Origin of the sequence: Actinomadura sp. KC06 (genome assembly GCF_004348735.1) — a bacterium.
GTDB lineage: Bacteria > Actinomycetota > Actinomycetes > Streptosporangiales > Streptosporangiaceae > Spirillospora.
The window spans coordinates 18,865-36,352 of record NZ_SMKT01000015.1; the positions used below are offsets into that span (position 1 = coordinate 18,865).

The window sequence follows — 17,488 nt, forward strand, 5'->3', positions numbered from 1 at the left end:
GCGGACGAGGTCAGGCCAGGCCGGACTTCTTGAGCCACTCTTCGGCGACCTTTTCCTGGTCGTCCTTGTCGATGGCGATGCGCTTCATCATGTCCAGGAGGTCCTGGGTGGTGAGCTTGGCGGAGACGGCGTTGAGGGCCGCCCGCGCCGTGTCGTTCACGGCCTTCTTGTGCACCAGCGGCGTCACGTTCTGGGCGCTGAAGACGTTCTTCGGGTCTTCGAGGACGACGAGCTTGTTCTGCTCGATGGTGGGGTCGGTGGTGAACAGGTCGGCGGCCTGGATCTTGTTCTCGACGAGGAGTTTCACCAGGGTGGCCTGGGCGCCGGCGTCGAACGGCTGGAACTTCTTGAACTCGAGGCCGTAGGCGCTCTTGAGGCCGACGAGCCCCTGCTGCCGCGTCTTGAACTCGGACGGGCCCGCGATGGTGAGCTCCCCGGCGACCGGCTTCAGGTCGGCGATGGACTTGAGGTTGTACTTCGCGGCGGTCTGCGGGTTGACGGTGACGGAGTCCTTGTCCTCGGCCTGGGCGGAGTTCAGGATCTCGACCTCGGCGGGCAGCTTGGCCTTCAGGGCCGCGTTGATCTCCTCGGTGGTCGCGGCCGTGCTGCTCTTGTCGACAGACGTGGTCAGCAGCGCGCCGTTGTACTCGGGCATGACGCTGATGCCGCCCTTGACGACCTGGTCGTAGTAGACCTCGCGGGCGCCGATGTTGAACTTGCGGGTGACCTTGACGCCCTTCGCCTCCAGGGCCTGGGCGTAGAGCTCGCCGAGCAGGTTGCTCTCGGGGAAGTTGGCGCCGCCGACGGTGACGGTGCCGCTGTCGCCGCCACCGGCGAGCGGGTTGTCGTCGCCGGAGTCTCCGCCGCCGCAGGCGGACAGGGTCAGGGCGGCCACCAGGCCGACGACCGCGCCACGGATGAGTTTCTTCATTGTTCTGTTCCTTCGGTCAGGATGAACGGGCGGAGCCGAGCAGGCCCGGCGAGACGATGAGGCGGCGCAGGCCCGCGAAGATCAGCTGGACGATCAGCGCGAGCAGCACCACCAGGACGGTGCCCCCGATGACGAGCTGGTAGTCGTTGCGGGCCAGGCCGTCGATGATGTAGCGGCCGAGGCCGCCGAAGCCCGGGTAGGCGGCGATGGTGGCGGTGGCGACGACCTGGATCGCGGACGTCCGCAGCCCGAGCAGGATCAGCGGCAGCGCGATCGGCAGCTCGGCCCGCCACAGCACGCCCCAGCCGGTCATGCCCATGCCGCGGGCGGCGTCCTTGGCGTCGGCGTCGACGGCCCGGACGCCCTCGAAGGTGTTGACGAGGATCGGCGGGACGGCCAGCGCGACCAGCGCGACCAGGACCGGCGTGATGCTGTACTCGATGACGACGACGAACAGCACCAGGCCGAACGTGGGGATCGCGCGGGCGACGTTGGCGAGGCTGATGGCGAGGAACCCGCCGCGCCCGGTGTGGCCGACGATGAGGCCGAGCGTCAGCCCGATCACGGCGGCGCAGAGCAGCGACACCCCGCTGTAGTAGACGTGCTGGAGCAGGCGGTGCGGGATCCCGTCGGCGCCCTGCCATTGGGAGGACGCGGTCAGCCACGTCCAGAACAGGTCGATCTGGTTCCACAGGTCGTTCACGACGCCGCCTTCCCTCGCGCCCGCGCCCACGGGGTGAGCAGCCGCTGGACGGTGACCAGGAGCGCGTCGGTGACGAGCGCCAGCAGCACGATCAGGACGGTCGCGGCGACGATCTGCGTCTGGAACTGGAGCTGGTAGCCGCGGATGATGTCGTAGCCGAGCCCGCCCTGGCCGATCAGCTGCCCGACCGCGACGAGGCTGATGGACGACACCGCGGCGACCCGCGTCCCGGCGATGACGATGGGCACGGCGATCGGCAGCTCGACCTGCATGAGGCGGCGCAGCGTCCCGAACCCCATGGCGGTGGCGGCCTGCCGCACCGGCTCGGACACCGACGCGAGCCCGTCCACCACGTTGGGGATGAGCACCGACAGGCTGTAGAGCGTCAGCGGGATCATGACGGTGGCGGCGGTGAGCCCCGTGTACTGGATGAAGATCATGAACAGGGCGAGCGACGGGACCGCGTACAGGACGTTCGCGATCGTCAGCGTCGGCGGGTAGAGCCAGCCCCAGCGGCGGCACAGCACGCCGAGCGGCAGCGAGATCAGCAGCCCGAACAGCACCGGCAGCAGCGCCAGCCTGAGATGGATCAGCGCGTGCTCGGTGAGCGTGTCCCTGTGGTCGGCGATCCAGGACCAGTCGATGTCCATCAGCCCGCGCCCCCGCCGTCGGCACGGCCGTCGTCGTCCTGCACGTCGTCCGCCGTGGCGTGGTCGGCGGCGCCGTGGGTGGGGACGGCCAGCAGGTCGGTCCCGGCGGCGGTGCCGATCACCGCGCCCGCCTCGTCGACGCCGACCGCCAGGCCCGCCGGGGACAGGACGGCCGCGTCCAGCGCGACGCGGACGGAGTCGGCGCCGACGCGGAACGTGGCGCCGACCGGTGACAGCGGCGCCTCCGACAGGGCTCCGGCGACCTGGGTGGGACGTGTCCAGCCCAGCGGGCGGCGGCCCTCGTCCACGACGAGGACCCAGTCGAGACCGGCGGCCTCCGCGGCGTCCGCGGTCGCGGGGCGGACGGCGTCGTCGCTCAGCCGCAGGTCGCCCGTCCCGGCGAAGGACAGGGTGCGGATACCGCGGTTCTGGCCGATGAAACCGGCGACGAAGTCGTCGGCCGGGTGGGCCAGGAGGTTTTCGGGGCTGTCGACCTGGACCAGCTTCCCGCCCGTCTGGAACACGGCGATCTTGTCGCCGAGCTTGATCGCCTCGTCGATGTCGTGGGTGACGAACACGATCGTCTTGTGCAGCTCGTCCTGGAGGCGGAGGAACTCGTCCTGCAGCTCGGCGCGGACGACGGGGTCGACGGCGCTGAACGGCTCGTCCATCAGCATGATCGGCGGGTCGGCGGCGAGGGCGCGGGCGACGCCGACGCGCTGCTGCTGGCCGCCGGACAGCTGGAACGGGTACCGCTTGGCCATCGAGTGCTCGAGCCCGACCCGCTCCATCAGCTCCAGGGCCCGCTCCCGCGCCTTCTTCTTGTTCCAGCGCAGCAGGTACGGGACGGTGGCGATGTTGTCCTCGATGGTGCGGTGCGGGAACAGCCCGGCGTGCTGGATCACGTAGCCGATGCCGCGCCGCAGCTCGGCGGGCCGCTGCTCGCGGACGTCCCGCCCGTCGATGAGGACGCGTCCGGACGTGGGCTCGACCATCCGGTTGATGGTGCGCAGCGCCGTGGTCTTGCCGCCGCCGGACGTGCCGACGAACACGGTGATCCGCCCCGCGGGGCAGTCGAGGCTCACATCGTCGAGCGCGACGGTGCCGCCCGGGTAGCGCTTGGTGACGCCCTCAAAGGTGATCAACGATTCACTCCTCGCAGGGCGCCCTCGACGCCGACCATCGACTCCGGCTTCTGCCTGCCGTAACTCGCTTCTACCCAACCGTAACCAATGGGTACGGTCAGCATGATGTCCCGGCGTGTCCGGAACTTCGGATCCTGAGCATAACGACCTGAAATGCAGGGAAAGTAGCGTTGCGCCGTGGAGGACAGCCGAATCGTTATCGACGGGACGGCGCTGAGCTGCGCGCAGGTGGTAAGAGCGGCCCGCGACGATGTGACGGTCGCCATAGCGCCGGACGGCGTCGACCGGGCCCGGGCGGCCTGGCGGACGGCCGCCGAGGTCGCCGCGTCGCAGCCGGTGTACGGGCGGACGACCGGCGTCGGCGCGAACCGCGCCGTCGACGTGGAGTGGGAGGACTCCGACGCCCACGGGCTGCGGCTGCTGCGCAGCCACGCGGCGGGCGCGGGTCCGCTGGTCGCGCCGGAGATCGTCCGGGCGATGCTGACGGTGCGGCTGAACCAGATCGCGGCGGGCGGCTCAGGCGTCGAGCCCGGCGTGCTCCAGGCGCTGGCGGACGTCCTCAACCTGGGCCTCCTTCCTCCGGTGCCGGTCTACGGCGCGATCGGGACGGGCGACCTGACCGCGCTGGCCTCGACGGCGCTGTGCCTGCTGGGCGAGCGGCCCTGGCGGCCGGGGCCGGACGGCGCGGCCGAGCGCGGCCCCGGCTACCGGCTGCGGTCGGCCGACGCGCTGGCGTTCATCAGCTCGAACGCGGCGACGCTCGGCGAGGCGGCGCTCGCGGTGGCGGACCTGCGGGAGACGCTCGCCGCGTCCACGGTCGTCGCGGCGCTGTCGCATTTCGCCATCCGGGGGTCGGAGGAGCCGTACGCGCAGGCCGTGCAGGACGCGTGCCCCCACCTCGGCCAGCAGGACGTCGCGGCGGCGATGCGGACGCTGCTCGCGTTCGACCAGCCCACGCCCATGCGCATTCAGGACCCCTACGGCTACCGGGCGTTTCCGCAGGTGCACGGCCCCGCGCTGGAAACGGCCGCCTACGCCGAGCAGGTCGTCACCCGGGAGATCAACGCCGCCGCGGAGAACCCCCTGGTGGACGTCCCCGGCCGGACGGTCTGGCACAACGGCAACTTCCACACCGCCTACGTCGGCCTCGCGCTCGACTCCGCCCGCGCCGCGCTGTTCCAGACGATGGCGCTGGCCGCCGCCCGCCTCGGGACGCTCGCGGAACCGTCGTTCACCGGCCTCTACCCCTTCCAGGGCGCGACGGAGGCGTCGTCCGGGATCATGATCCTGGAGTATGTGGCGCACTCGTGCCTCGCGGACGTCCGCCGCCTCGCGACCCCGGCGGCGCTCGGCAGCGCGGTGCTGTCGCGCGGCGTCGAGGAGCACGCGGGCTTCTCCACCCAGTCGGCCCGCGCGAGCACGGACGCGGTCGCGGCCTACCGGCTCGGGCTCGGCTGCGAGCTGGTCGCGGCGGTGCGGGCGCTGCGGATGCAGGGCCGCGCGCCGTCCGGCGGGCCGCTCAGGTCGGCGCTCGACCTGGCGGCCGGCGTCCTGGACCCGCGCGTGGAGGACCGGCCGCTGGACGCCGACATCGCCGCCGCCGCGGACCTCCTCCCCCGCCTGGCCGGGCTCCACCCGTGACCCCTAGCCGGGGTGTTCGCCGGTCGAGGCGCGGACGCGCAGGGACGGTTCGCGGACGACGCGGCGCTTGCGCGGCTTGCCGTCGATGACGTCCACGACGAGGCGGACGGCGGAGTGCACGATGCCGTCGATGTCCCAGTCGACGGTGGTGAGCGGCGGGGTGAGCAGCGCGGACATCGGATGGTTGTCGTACCCGCAGACCGCGACGTCGCCGGGGACGGCCAGGCCCAGCTCGCGGGTGGCGGCGTAGACGCCGTAGGCGATCGAGTCGGCGAAGCAGAACACGGCGGACGGGCGGTCGGCGCCGCCGAGCACCCGCATGGCGACGTCGGTGGAGGCGGCGAGGGACTGCGGCACGACGACCACGTCCACCCGCAGGCCGAGCCGTTCGGCCTCGGCGTTCACGTGCACGTCGGCGGGGCGGTCGGGGGTGCTCGCGCCGGTCGGGGTGAACACGGTGACCCGCTGGTGCCCGAGGCCGCGGAGGTGCTCCAGCGCGAGCGTGACGCCGCGCCGGTTGTCGAACACGACCTCGCCCTGCGCCTGGCCGCCGTGCAGCGCGTCGCCGATGGACACGACCGGGATGGTGCCGGCGAGCTCCGTCCACAGCGCGGCGGACGGGTCGAGCGGCTGGACGATCAGGCCGTCCACCCGCTGGTCGCGCAGCCGCCGGGCGAGCGCCAGCTCCCGCTCGGGGTCGCCGCCCGCGTCCACGATCAGGGCGTAGCGGTCGCGGGCCAGCAGCGCCCGGCCGATGCCGACCGCGAGGGACTGCTGCCAGTAGTCCTCCAGCGAGCCGCACAGCAGCCCGACCTGGTCGGTGCGGCCGCGGGCCAGCGCCCGCGCGATCGGGTGGGCCTCGTAGCCGAGCTCGTCCGCCGCCGCGCGGACCCGCTCCTGCGTCTCCTCGGACGTCTGGATCCCGCGCAGCGCGTACGACACGGCCGCGGGCGACAGCCCCGTCGCCTGCGCCACTTCCCGGATGGTCGCGCGCTTGCGCTTCTCCGACATCCACCCAACCCTAATCGCCGCCACTGACACAACGGCGGACCCCACTTGACGGGACGATGTCTGAACCGATTCACTGAAACGGTTAACTGATGCGGTTCACTGATACGGTTCAGTGCCTGTGTGCAGCCCGTTCGCCATGACGCCCGACGCGTTCGGACGAACGGGCGACGACGAGCGATCGAGAGGAGCGAACCCGTGTCGTCCGAGGTCCTGTCCCGCCCCGCCGGCTTCGAGGGCCCGCCCGGCCGTCCGCTCGACAAGCGCGAGCTGCGCGCGCTGGTCGACGGCCTCGCGGAGCGCCCCGGGCTGTGGCGGCAGCACGTCGCCTTCCCCGGCGGCCGGCGCCACTACGCCTCGCTCTACCGGGACGAGCACGTGGACGTCTGGCTCCTGTGCTGGACGCCGGAGAACGACACCGGCTGGCACGACCACGACGTGTCGTCGGGCGCCGTCCGCGTCGTCGCCGGGGCGATCGAGGAGAACAACCCGCGGATCGGCGGCGACCCCATGCGCACGCTGGTCGGCGAGGGCCGGTCGTTCTGCTTCGGCCCCGACCACATCCACCGGCTGACGGGCGTGGACGACGCCAGCGTCTCCATCCACGCCTATTCGCCGCCGCTGACCCGTCTCGGCCAGTACACCATCGACGAATCGGGCGTCATGCGCCGCCTGACGGTCGACTACACGGAGGAGTTGCGGCCGCCGGAGGGTCCGTCCTGACGAGCCGCCCCGGGGGATGGAACCTCCGGTGGGCCCGACCGGGGGAGACGAGCCCACCGGAGGCGGTGCGCCCGGCCGAAGCCCGCTCACATCGGCCGGACGCCCACATTCCCTTCAGCGCCTGTCCCCGCCGACATGTCACACCGCCCGCGAAATTCTCACGCCACGACGCCTCCTGCTAACGCGCCCTCAGCGGCGCACCGCATCGGCCGGGGTGCGATCGTGAGGCTCACCGCCGTTGAGGCCATCGCCGCCGCGTCCACCCCGATCGCCATGACCGTTCAGCTTGGTCATGGGAGAGGGCGTGGAAGAACGGATCGGTTCCAGTGCGGCGTGCAGGCGGGTCCGCATCCATGCGGCGCCCGGACGTTCGACGAGACGGTGCACGGCATAGGCGGCGAGCAAGGACGCGCCTACCACCACCGCGAGCGCCGCCCATCTGTTGAGCCCTGGATAGATCGCGTCCAGCAGGGGAAGCGCCAGCTGCGAATGGACGAGATACAGCGGATACGTGAGCGCCCCAAGAACGGTCAGCCCCCGCCACCGCATCCATCGCAGCCGACCCGTCGCGACCAGGGCCATCACGATGAAGATTCCGGTGATGACGGCGCTGACCACGACCTCGTCCGCGTTCTTGAACGCGTTCTCGGCGCGCCAGGCGCCCCAGCGCAGCGCGAGCAGGTAGGAGGCGGCCACATATCCCCAGAGCAGGAGCGTCGGCCCGAATCTGTGGATGAGGAAGAACGCCATTCCGGCGATGAAGTACGGGCTCCATGTCGGGACCAGCATCACCTGGAGGAGCTTGTTGCCGGCCTCGTCGGCGAACAGGCCGCCCATCATCCAGGCCGCCATGAAGACCAGGCAGGAGCGGTAGGTGATGCCGATCGCCGCGAGGATCGCGGCGAGGACGTAGAAGTGGAGTTCGACCCAGAGCGTCCAGTAGACGGCGTCCACATTCCGCAGCCCTAGTCCGCCCTGGAGCATCGTCAGGTTCGGCAGCACTAGCCCGGGGACGCCGTTCCCCTGCCGGAAGACGCCGTAGATGACGGCGCCGAGCAGCACGCTCACCCAGTACGCGGGCATCAGCCGGACGAGCCGCGATATCCCGAACTCCCCCGGCCCGCGCCCCCACGCGCTCATCAGGATCACGAATCCGCTGATGACGAAGAACAGATCCACGCCGAGGTAACCGAACCGGGCGATCGGCGCGAGTTCCGGGAAGACGTCGCGTGCCGGTTCCGGCCACGCCCCCTCGCCCCAGAAACCGGTGAAGTGGAACAGCACCACCGCCAGTGCGGCCAGGAAGCGCAGGAGGTCGAGTTCGCGGAGCCGTTCCCGTCGAGTCACCGCGGAACCCTTTCGGCGCCAGGTTTCCCGCCCCGAGCCGGGAGATGAACGGCAGATGTAGGCGAGGCCGCGATTCCCCCACGCGCGCCCGCGGCGTGAGCCCGCCGCATCGGTCCGCCACGCCGTGCCAGACCCGTCACTATTCGTGCGCCGGATCAGTAGGATGCGGTGCAACCTCCGAGAACTTTGACGCTCCCCCGGACGACTGAATGTTCTTTGACAATCTGATGTGCTTGGAAGAATCGTCCCGGACGATGGGTGGCCCTCGATGACATCTCGCCGCGCCCGACGCGGCGCGGCGACTCTCGTGCTGTGCCTGAGCCTGGCGGCGGCCGTGTCCGCGTCGGGCTGCTCGGTGTTCCGGGGCTCGGTCCACCGGCAGGCGGCGGCCGACGGCCCGGGGCAGGGTGAGAGGCAGAAGCCCGCGAAGAGCCCGTCCGTGGTGATGTTCCTCGGCGACAGCTACACGGTCGGCGACCGGGGCGTCGAGCCGGAGGAGACGTTCGCGTCCGCGGCGGCGCGGCTGCTGGGCTGGCAGGTCGTCGTCGGCGGCCGCGCGGGCGCCGGGTTCGTCAAGACGAGCGCGGGCGCCGCCTACCTCGGCCTGTTCGAGAGCCAGCTCGGCTGGCGGCCCGCGCCCGACATGCTGATCGTGTCCGGCGGGCACAATGACTGGCGCATCCCGGCGCCGCAGGTCGCGGCGGCGGCGCATCTGCTGATCGAGCGGGCGCGGCAGCGCTGGCCCGGCACGCACGTCGTCCTGATGGGCCCGCTGTGGGGCTCGGAGACGCCGCTGCCGGGCGCGGTCGCCGTCCGGGACGCGCTGCGGAACCTCGCCGCGCAGCTCGGTGTCCCGTTCGTCGACCCCATCGGCGAACGGTGGATCACCGGGGACCGGACGGCGGGCACGGGCAACGCGGCCCAGTACATCAAGCGGGACCGCACCCATCCGAGCCCGGCGGGCCACCGCTACGTGGCGACCCGCCTGGTCTCGGACCTGACGCGGCTGGGCCTCGACCGCCCCGTCCGCAAGTCCTAGCGTCCGCGGGTCCTAGCCGGGAGTCGGACGGGCCAGGCCGAGGGAGAAGTCCCCCGCCGCGTCCGTCCAGAACTCGGCGAGTTCCATCCCGGCCGCGGCCAGCTCGGATTCGAGGCGTTCGCGCCGGAACTTGGCGGAGATCTCGGTGCGCATCTCCTCCCCGGCCGCGAACGACACCGCGAGGTCGAGGCCGCGGACGCGGACGTCCTGGTCGCGGACGGACCGCAGCCGCATCTCGATCCACTCCTCCGCCTCGTCCCAGACGGCGACGTGCTCGAACGCGTCCGGGTCGAAGTCGGCGTCCAGCTCCCGGTTGATGACGTGCAGGACGTTGCGATTGAACTCGGCGGTGATCCCGGCGGCGTCGTCGTAGGCGCGGACGAGCCGTCCCGCGTCCTTGACGAGGTCGGCGCCGAGCAGCAGGAAGTCGCCGTCGGCGAGGGCGGCGCGGACGCCGCCGAGGAACCCGATCCGCTCGGCGGGCGGCATGTTGCCGATCGTCCCGCCGAGGAAGGCGACGAGGCGCCGCTCGCCGCCGGGCAGCAGGTGCAGGTGCTGCTCGTAGTCGGCGACGACGGTCCGGACGGTGAGGCCCGGATGGTCGGCCGCGATGCCCGCCGCGGCGTCCTCCAGGAAGTCGCCGCTGACGTCCACCGGCACGTACGAGCGGAGCGTGCCGGAGAGGGCGTCGAGGAGCAGCCGGGTCTTCTCCCCCGACCCCGCGCCGAGCTCCAGGAGCGTCCGGGCGCAGGTGGCGGCGGCGATGTCGGGCGCCCGCGCGAGGAGGATCTCCCGCTCGCGGCGCGTCGGGTAGTACTCCTCCAGCTTCGTGATCTCCTCGAAGAGCGCGCTGCCGCGCTCGTCATAGAACCACTTGGGCGGCAGGGTCTTGGGCGTGCCGGCGAGCCCGTCCCGGACGTCCTGGCGGAGCGTCTTGGCGAGGTCGTCGGCGGTCAGGAACCGGTCCACGTGGTTCTCCTTCAGAGGGGAGCGATGGTGATGCCGGACGGGAGCCCGGCGGTGACGAGGGAGCGGTCGGGGACGGGCGTCCAGCGCGGGTCGCCGTCGAGCGGCTCGGAGGCGACGCGGATCTCGCCGTCGCCCTCGCGGACGAACAGCGAGTCGCCCCAGGTCGTGGCGGCCAGCGACGTCCCGTCGGAGGCGAGCAGGTTGTAGCGGCCGGGCGAGAGCGCGGCGACGGCCGCGACGACGGCGGCCAGCCCCTCGCCGAGCGGCATCCCCTCCCGCCAGTACCGGACGGCGAGCGCGAACAGCGGCGCGGAGTCGACCGGGGCGCGGGCGTCCGGGACGCCGGAGACGTCTCCGGTCAGGTCGCGGAGCTTGGACTCGACCGCGCCGTAGTCCTCGACCTTGCCGTTGTGGCTGAACAGCCACGTCCCGGCGCGGAACGGCTGCGCGCACGACTCGTCCACGGGGAACCCGACCGTCGCCGACCGGATGGCTGCGACCGCACACGACGCCCGGACGGCCCCGGCGATCTCGTGGAACGACTGGTCCGTCCAGAGCGGCTGGGCGCGGCGGAACCGGACGGCCGCACCGTCCTGGTACCAGCCGACGCCGAACCCGTCGGCGTTGAGCAGGTTCCCTTGAGTCATGCGCGGCGCGTACGCCTGGGTCTCCAGGGAGTACTCGCCGTCGTAGACGAGGGAGTGCAGCGTCCGGTCAGGCCCTAGGTAGCCAACGTGGCGGCACATTCAGGACCCTTCCCGTGGGGTCCGGGCACAGCGGAAACCGGAAAAGATCTGCCTGCGGATGGGGTAGTCCCAGTTGCGGAACGATCCGCGTACGGCGAGCGGGTGCGTCGCCCACGATCCGCCGCGCAGCACCTTGTATTCGGGGCCGAAGAAGACTTCCGAGTACTCCTTGTAGGGGAACGACCGGAAGCCGGGGTAGCCGTGGAAGTCGGACGACGTCCACTCCCACACGTCCCCCAGCATCCGCCTGACTCCGTACGCCGAGGCACCCGACGCGTACGCGCCGGTCTCGGACGGACGGAGCATCTGCTGCCCGAGGTTCGCGTGGCCGTCTGCGTAGTGCTCGCCCCACGGGAACGTGCGGGAGCGCTCTGCGATGGGGTCCCAGCGCGCGGCTTTCTCCCACTCGGCCTCTGTGGGGAGGCGCTTTCCGGCCCAGCGTGCGTAGGCGTCCGCCTCGTACCAGCACACGTGCTGGACGGGCTCGCCCGGCGGGACGGTTTCCGTCCGTCCGAACCGGCGCCGCAGCCACTGCCCGCCCTCGCGGGACCAGAACGCGGGGGCGCGTTTGCCGCTGCTGGTGCGCCACTCCCATCCGGCGGGGTCCCACCAGCGCGGGTCGTCGTATCCGCCGGCTTCGATGAACGCGATATAGGCGGCGTTGGTCACCGGCTCCACGTCGATGTAGTACGCGGGAACGTCCACCATGTGCGCCGGACGCTCATTGTCGTACGCCCACGGATGATCGGACGTTCCCATCTGGAATGGACCGGCCTCGATCAGCACCTCGTCCACTCCGGAGGCCCCGCCGCCGTTCTGGAGAGGCTCGGCCAATGGGTCGAGTAGCGCGGGGGTGCCTTTGCGTAGCTGGTGGGTGGCCAGCATGGTCTCGTCGTGCATGTGCTCGTGCTGGACGACCATCCCGTACACGAACCCGCCCGAAGTCAGCGGATTCGCCGTGTCGAACCGCACCGACGCCAGCGAGTCGAGCACCTTGGCGCGGACCGTCCCGATGTAGGAGCGCGCCTCCTCCGGCGGCAGCAGCGGCAGCGACGGCCGTTCGGCGCGCGGATGCTCGAACGCGTCGTACAGGTCATCGATCTCGGGACGCATCGCCTCGATGCCCGCCGCCGCGCGCAGCAGCCACAGTTCCTCGTAGTTGCCGACGTGCGCCAGGTCCCACACGAGCGGCGACATCAGCGGCGACACCTGGCCGGTGAGGTCGTCCCCGGCGAGGACGTCGGTGGTGAGGCCGAAGCTGCGGTCCCGCACCGCGCCGAGCTCAGCGGCGATCAGTTCTTTCAGTTCGTCTTCCGCGATCGAGCCGGGGGCGCTCATCGGGACCATGCGGAATCCTCCTCCTGGGACGGCCGGGGGGCCGGGGACGGCGGGTCGTCGGCGGGGGTGCGCCCGCGCTCGACGTACCGGCGGGCGTACTCCTCGACCGCCGGGACGAGCCCGGACGCGCCGAGCCGCGGCAGCGCGTCCAGCGCCGCGGCGAAGCAGGCCCGCGCGGCGGCGGCCAGGGGCGCGTCGGACAGCCCGCGGCGGGCGGCCTCCGCCCACCGGTCCGCCACCGGTTCCGCCGCGGCCTCCGCGGCGCGCGACGCGGCCGGGTCGTCCAGCAGCGCGGTCGCGACCGCGACGGGGACGGGCCAGAACGGCGGGGGCAGCGCGTCGATCATGCGCAGCTCCAGCCAGCCGCGCGGCCGGACGGGCGGGAACAGCGTGCTCAGGTGGTAGGTGAGGTCCTCCTCGCCGGGCTCGCCCTTGGCCAGCCACTCCAGGAACGACATCCCGGGATCGGTGACCCACTCGCCCTCCGCGGTGTGCAGGAGCATGACGCGGGCGTCGAGCGCGTACCGCGTCCACGCCTCGGCCGGGTCGCCGTCCACGCCGTCCCGCAGGACGGGCAGCGTGCGGCACGGGTCGAGCTCCGTCCAGATGCCCTGGCGCGACGAGCGCATCCCGGTGCGGCGGCCCGCGCGCAGCGGCGAGTTCGCGAACGCGGCGACCAGCACCGGGCCGAGCGCGTGCACGAGCCGCCAGCGCCGGGACGCGTCCGGGTCGTCGGCGCCGATGTCCAGGTTGACCTGGACGGACGCCGTCGAGCACATCATCGCCAGGCCCGCGTCGGTGAAGCCGCCGGAGCGGAAGTAGTCGCGCATGCAGGCGTAGCGCGGATGGTCGGCCTGGAAGAGCGGCCGCCGGACGGGGTCGACGCCGTGCCCGGCGAGGGCGAGGCCGTCCGGCGCGAGCGCGTCCCGCACGTGCGCGATGTCGCCGTCGAGGGCCGCGTGCAGGTCGCCGAGCTTGCCGAACGGCGCGGAGCTGAGCTCGACCTGCCCGCCCGGCTCGTAGGTCACCCTGCTCTCGCCGGGCGGCGGCCCGGCGTCCGCGACGAGGGCGCGCACCCGGTCGCCGGCCACGTGGGCGGCGGGATCGGCGGCGTCGACGACGAGCCACTCGGTCTCCGCGCCGACGAGCCCGGGCGGTCCGGTCTTGAAGCAGACGCCGCGAATGTGCTGGTAGACATCGTCAACGGTCATCCGGGCCACGATCACTCCCCGCATAATTCGATAACGGGTTCGAATCTTCCCTGCTTAACCGGATCAGGAATCCGAAGAATTTCGTGAACTTCCTTAAATCTCCGTGAACGTCACTGTCCGCATGCTTCTCCGTTACCTACCGTGCTAATCGACGTATCGCCCAATCCCTGACTTCTCAGGCATTGACCGGAAGCGCTAGAGTCCCGTCAGCCAGGTAGTGCGGACCGGGCGCGAACAGGAACAGGAGGCCGACATGCGCGGAGACATGGGCTCGCTCTACGACGCGCACGCCGACCGCCTGTACGCCTACTGCTGGTCGCTCGTCGGCGACCGGCTCGCGGCGGCCGCCGTCGGCGACACGTTCACCGCGGCCGTGCACCATCCGCCGCGCGGCGACCGGGTGCTGTGGCTGTACTCGCTGTCGCGGACGGCCTGCGCCGAGCGCGGCGCGTTCACCGGCGCCGGTCCCGCGGGCGGTCCGAGCGGCGCGGGCGGGGCACCGCTGTTCTCCGGTTCCGACCCGCTGCTGCGCGCCGCGGGCGGCCTGCGCTCCGACCACCGCGAGGTGCTGCTGCTGTGGGCGGGCGAGTGGCTCGAACCGCACGACATCGCCCTCGTCGTCGGCATCGCGCCCGACACGGTCGCACAGCTTCTCAACGCCGCCCGGACGCGCCTGGAGCGCTCCGTCCTCGACGCCCTCATGCGCGGGACGACCGAGCCGCGGCTCGACCTCATCTCCGCCTTCGAGAAGGGCCGGCTCCCGCAGCTCCTCGCCCGCCGCGCGCCGTCCGGCGCACCCGGCTGGCTGCGCGAGCGGGTCCTCGCCGTCTGCGAGGAGGAGGCCGTCCGGCCGCTGCCCAGCGTCGCCGCCCCGAGCCCGCTCGTGGTGATCGGCGCGGAGCGGGCCCGTCCCGGGGACGGCCGCCCGCGCGGCGCCGCGGACGGCCCGCGCCGCGGGCTGACCGGCGGCGTCTCCAAGGGCCTCGGCGCGGCGGCGGGCGTCGCCGCCTCTGCCGCGGCGGTCGCCGGCCTGCTCATCTCGTGGCCGTCGGCCAAGGAGAGCGGGTCCACCTCGCTCGTCCCGACGGCGAGCAACGCCCAGACGAACCCGGCGTCCGTGAGCACCGGCCCCGCCCCGCAGGACCCGGTGCCCGGCCTCACCGGAACCGAGCGGGTGCCGAGCGGGACGCCCGGCACCCCGCACCCGAACGCCGACCCCCGCCGGGACCGCGGCGTCCCGGGCGCGACGGCCTCCCCGTCGCCGACGCCGTCCCCGTCCGGGGAGCCCTCCCCCGGGGACAGGGAGCCCACCGGAACGCCGACGGACCCGACCACTCCCCCGGACCCGACGGACCCGCCGACCGACCCGCCCACGGACCCGCCGACGGATCCTCCGACCGACCCGCCGACGGACCCGCCCACGGATCCGCCGGCGGAGGACCCGGGAACGCCGAGCCCCAGCCCCACGACCAACCCGGCCCCGTCACCGAACACGGGCCAGGACTGACCCGCCCCGGCGTCCCGGCCGCTCGTCACACCGCGGCGGGGCCGTCGACCGGGGTGCTGCCGCGCCGGACGAGCAGCGCCGCGAGGATCGCGACGACCGCGACCGCGCCGGCCACCGTCAGGGCGTTCTGGAAGCCGTCCATGAACGCGAGGTGGCTGCCCGTGGTGATGGCCTCGGCGGCCGGACCGGACGTCCCCGGCGGGACGGGCGCGACGCCCTGCGAGACGATCCCGCCCTGGCCCGCGAGCTGCTCCGCGGCGGGTCCTGGCACGCCCGCGTCCGTCAGACGTCCGAACAGCACGTCGCCGACCTTGGTGGACAGCAGGACGCCCAGCACGGACGTGCCGAGCACGCCGCCGAGCTGCGCGGCGGTCTGCTGGAGCCCGCCCGCGACGCCGGCGAGGTGCGCGGGGGCGTTGCCGACGATGGCCTCGGTCCCGGCGACGATGACCATCCCGAACGCGAGCCCGACGAGCACGAACCACGGCCACAGCTCGATGTAGGGGGCCTCCACCCCGATGCGGGACAGCCCGAACATCGCGGCGGCGGTGAACCCCATGCCGAGCACGAGCGGCAGCCTCGGCCCGAACCGGCTGGTCAGCGCGCCCGCCAGCGGGGAGGCGACGATGAACACGCCGGTCATCGGCAGCATCCGGACGCCGGCGTCCACCGGGCTCATGCCGTGCACCTGCTGCAGGTAGAGGGTGATGAAGAAGACCGTCCCGAACATCCCGAAGAAGCCGAGGACGATGAGCCCGGTCGCGGCCGACAGCGACACCGAGCGGAACAGCCCGAGCGGCAGCAGCGGGCGCTCGACCCGCAGCTCGTTCCAGACGAACGCGGCGAACAGCACGACCGACACGGCGAACGACACCAGCGGGACCGCGTCGCCGAAGCCGTCCTCGCCGGCCTTGATCAGGCCCCAGACCAGCGCGAACAGCGCGCCGGTGAGCAGCGCGACGCCGGGCAGGTCGAACGAGCCCGCGGCCTCCTCGTCCTTGGACTCGCGGATCACCCACAGGCCGACGAGGAGCGCGACCAGGCCGAGCGGGGCGTTCAGGAAGAACACCGACTCCCAGTTGACGTTCTCGACCAGGACGCCGGCGACGATCGGGCCGCCCGCGATGGAGATGCCGACCGTGGAGCCCCAGACGCCGATGGCGGTGTTGAGCTTGTCGGCGGGGAAGGTGTTGCGCAGGATCGCGAGGCTGGCCGGTTGCAGGAGCGCCCCCGCGAAGCCCTGCACGACGCGCCAGAAGATGACCATCCCGAGGCCGCCGGACAGGCCGATCAGCACCGAGGAGACGGCGAAGCCGATCACGCCCGCCAGGAAGGTCCGCTTGCGTCCGAACCGGTCGGCGATCTTCCCGGCCGGGATCAGCGAGACGGCGAGCGCCAGCAGGTAGGCGTTGGTGACCCACTGCAGGCCGGACAGGCTCGCGCCGAGGTCCTTGGCGATCGCGGGGTTGGCGATGGCCACGACGGTCGCGTCCAGCCCGACCATCATCACGCCGAGCGCGACGGCGACGAGCGTGAGCCAGGGATGGCCGTGGCCGGATCGTGCGGGACGTCCGCGCGCGCGGTCGCGCGGCGGTGCGTGGACGGGTCCGGGTTCGAGCGTCTCGGCGCCCGTGGAGTGAGTCATCAGCGACCTTCCAGGTGGCATGTGGGCGAGCTTCGTTGTGACGCGCATCAAACTGTCACGAGATGACACTTGTCGTCAAACGCCGCTCGTCGCAGTGCGACATGATTCATCTCACGACATTGGTCACCTGGTGACGCTTGGCTCGGGATGACAACGTGGCTACACTTCGCACATGACCGCGACCGCCCCCGAGACCGGCACCCCCGGTCCCGGACCCCAGCCCCCGGGCCGGCGCGAACGCAAGAAGCAGCGCACCCGGGAGGCGCTCGTCGACGCCGCGTTCTCCCTCTTCGCCGAGAAGGGCTTCGACGCCACGACCGTCGAGGAGATCGCCGACGCCGTGGACGTCTCGTCCCGCACGTTCTTCCGCTACTTCGCCTCGAAAGAGGACGTCGCGCTCACCTTCCAGGAGGAGCAGACCCGGGCGGTCATGGACGCGCTGGCCGCCCGCCCCGCCGACGAGCCGATCATGACGGCGCTGCGCCACACCGTGGTGGAGATCGCCCGCGCCTGCGAGCGCGGCGAGCTCGGCTTCGACCCCGAGCGGTTCGAATGCATGTTCACCATGATGAGCGAGAGCCCAGCCCTCATGGCGGGCAGCCTGGAGCACGCGCAGAAGAAGCAGGCGCTGCTGACCGAGGTCGTCGGCGCGCGGCTCGGCCTCGACCCGGCCACCGACCTGCGCCCGCACGTCATCGCCGGCGCCGCGACCTGCGGCTTCCAGGCCGCCGCCGACGCCCTGCGCCGCCACCCCGGCACGTTCGGCACGATGTCCGAGGCGGTCGACCGGGCCTTCGACATCCTGGAGGGCGGCCTCAACGAGCCGCCGCGCGACTGACGCCTCCCGGCACCGTCCCGTGTGGGACGCGATGCGGCGGGTACCTC

16 protein-coding genes are annotated in these 17,488 nt (G+C 72.3%); 5 read left to right on the forward strand and 11 right to left on the reverse strand.

What is annotated here, in order from left to right:
• Positions 1-10 precede the first annotated feature (10 nt).
• Genes E1287_RS07700 through E1287_RS07715 form a run of 4 tightly spaced genes read right to left on the reverse strand, consistent with a single transcriptional unit; the run spans position 11 to position 3,429 of the window.
• Entirely contained in the window at positions 11-931 is a 921-nt protein-coding gene (locus E1287_RS07700) for an ABC transporter substrate-binding protein (RefSeq protein ID WP_131964143.1), read from the reverse strand.
• 16 nt (positions 932-947) lie between these two features.
• On the reverse strand, positions 948-1,634 hold the full coding sequence (locus E1287_RS07705; RefSeq protein WP_131964144.1) for an ABC transporter permease subunit: 687 nt from the start codon (positions 1,632-1,634) through the stop codon (positions 948-950).
• Positions 1,631-2,284, reverse strand: coding sequence for an ABC transporter permease (locus E1287_RS07710; RefSeq protein WP_131964145.1), 654 nt, complete (start codon positions 2,282-2,284; stop codon positions 1,631-1,633). Before E1287_RS07710 ends, E1287_RS07705 begins: the two co-directional genes overlap by 4 nt.
• The gene (locus E1287_RS07715; protein ID WP_131964146.1) at positions 2,284-3,429 is read right to left on the reverse strand and encodes an ATP-binding cassette domain-containing protein; all 1,146 of its coding nucleotides are present in this window, start codon (positions 3,427-3,429) and stop codon (positions 2,284-2,286) included. The genes E1287_RS07710 and E1287_RS07715 overlap by 1 nt, the downstream gene beginning before the upstream one ends.
• A 177-nt stretch (positions 3,430-3,606) precedes the next feature.
• On the opposite strand from E1287_RS07715, the gene E1287_RS07720 reads away from it, so the two are divergent.
• On the forward strand, positions 3,607-5,070 hold the full coding sequence (locus E1287_RS07720) for an aromatic amino acid ammonia-lyase (protein WP_131964147.1): 1,464 nt from the start codon (positions 3,607-3,609) through the stop codon (positions 5,068-5,070).
• 3 nt (positions 5,071-5,073) lie between these two features.
• On the opposite strand, the gene E1287_RS07725 is transcribed toward E1287_RS07720, so the two are convergent.
• A complete protein-coding gene (locus E1287_RS07725; protein WP_131964148.1) occupies positions 5,074-6,081 on the reverse strand; it encodes a LacI family DNA-binding transcriptional regulator in 1,008 nt (335 codons plus the stop codon).
• A 195-nt stretch (positions 6,082-6,276) separates the two neighbouring features.
• Here E1287_RS07725 and E1287_RS07730 point away from each other — a divergent pair, with 195 nt between their 5' ends.
• Positions 6,277-6,801: a cysteine dioxygenase family protein gene (locus E1287_RS07730; protein WP_207934072.1), complete on the forward strand. Its 525-nt coding sequence runs from the start codon at positions 6,277-6,279 to the stop codon at positions 6,799-6,801.
• A gap of 189 nt (positions 6,802-6,990) precedes the next feature.
• Here E1287_RS07730 and E1287_RS07735 read toward each other — a convergent pair whose 3' ends face one another.
• On the reverse strand, positions 6,991-8,148 hold the full coding sequence (locus E1287_RS07735) for an acyltransferase (protein ID WP_165968920.1): 1,158 nt from the start codon (positions 8,146-8,148) through the stop codon (positions 6,991-6,993).
• A 268-nt stretch (positions 8,149-8,416) separates the two neighbouring features.
• Here E1287_RS07735 and E1287_RS07740 point away from each other — a divergent pair, with 268 nt between their 5' ends.
• A complete protein-coding gene (locus E1287_RS07740) occupies positions 8,417-9,187 on the forward strand; it encodes an SGNH/GDSL hydrolase family protein (protein ID WP_131964150.1) in 771 nt (256 codons plus the stop codon).
• A gap of 12 nt (positions 9,188-9,199) precedes the next feature.
• Here E1287_RS07740 and egtD read toward each other — a convergent pair whose 3' ends face one another.
• From egtD to egtA, 4 genes are read right to left on the reverse strand one after another with little or no spacing between them, the layout of a single operon-like run.
• Positions 9,200-10,156, reverse strand: a complete 957-nt coding sequence (egtD, locus tag E1287_RS07745) for an L-histidine N(alpha)-methyltransferase (protein WP_131964151.1) — start codon at positions 10,154-10,156, stop codon at positions 9,200-9,202.
• 11 nt (positions 10,157-10,167) lie between these two features.
• Positions 10,168-10,902 carry an ergothioneine biosynthesis protein EgtC gene (gene egtC, locus E1287_RS07750; protein ID WP_131964152.1) on the reverse strand — a complete coding sequence of 245 codons (735 nt, stop codon included), beginning with the start codon at positions 10,900-10,902 and terminating at the stop codon, positions 10,168-10,170.
• Positions 10,903-12,240 carry an ergothioneine biosynthesis protein EgtB gene (gene egtB, locus E1287_RS07755; protein ID WP_131964199.1) on the reverse strand — a complete coding sequence of 446 codons (1,338 nt, stop codon included), beginning with the start codon at positions 12,238-12,240 and terminating at the stop codon, positions 10,903-10,905. It abuts the gene before it with no gap.
• Complete coding sequence (gene egtA / locus E1287_RS07760) at positions 12,237-13,460, reverse strand: ergothioneine biosynthesis glutamate--cysteine ligase EgtA (RefSeq protein ID WP_131964153.1); 1,224 nt, start codon at positions 13,458-13,460, stop codon at positions 12,237-12,239. Before egtA ends, egtB begins: the two co-directional genes overlap by 4 nt.
• Positions 13,461-13,704: 244 nt before the next feature.
• On the opposite strand from egtA, the gene E1287_RS44610 reads away from it, so the two are divergent.
• Positions 13,705-14,958 carry a hypothetical protein gene (locus E1287_RS44610; RefSeq protein ID WP_131964154.1) on the forward strand — a complete coding sequence of 418 codons (1,254 nt, stop codon included), beginning with the start codon at positions 13,705-13,707 and terminating at the stop codon, positions 14,956-14,958.
• A 25-nt stretch (positions 14,959-14,983) separates the two neighbouring features.
• On the opposite strand, the gene E1287_RS07770 is transcribed toward E1287_RS44610, so the two are convergent.
• Positions 14,984-16,603 carry an MFS transporter gene (locus E1287_RS07770; RefSeq protein ID WP_131964155.1) on the reverse strand — a complete coding sequence of 540 codons (1,620 nt, stop codon included), beginning with the start codon at positions 16,601-16,603 and terminating at the stop codon, positions 14,984-14,986.
• Between the two features lie 172 nt (positions 16,604-16,775).
• On the opposite strand from E1287_RS07770, the gene E1287_RS07775 reads away from it, so the two are divergent.
• Positions 16,776-17,441 carry a TetR family transcriptional regulator gene (locus tag E1287_RS07775; RefSeq protein WP_131964156.1) on the forward strand — a complete coding sequence of 222 codons (666 nt, stop codon included), beginning with the start codon at positions 16,776-16,778 and terminating at the stop codon, positions 17,439-17,441.
• Positions 17,442-17,488 lie beyond the last annotated feature (47 nt).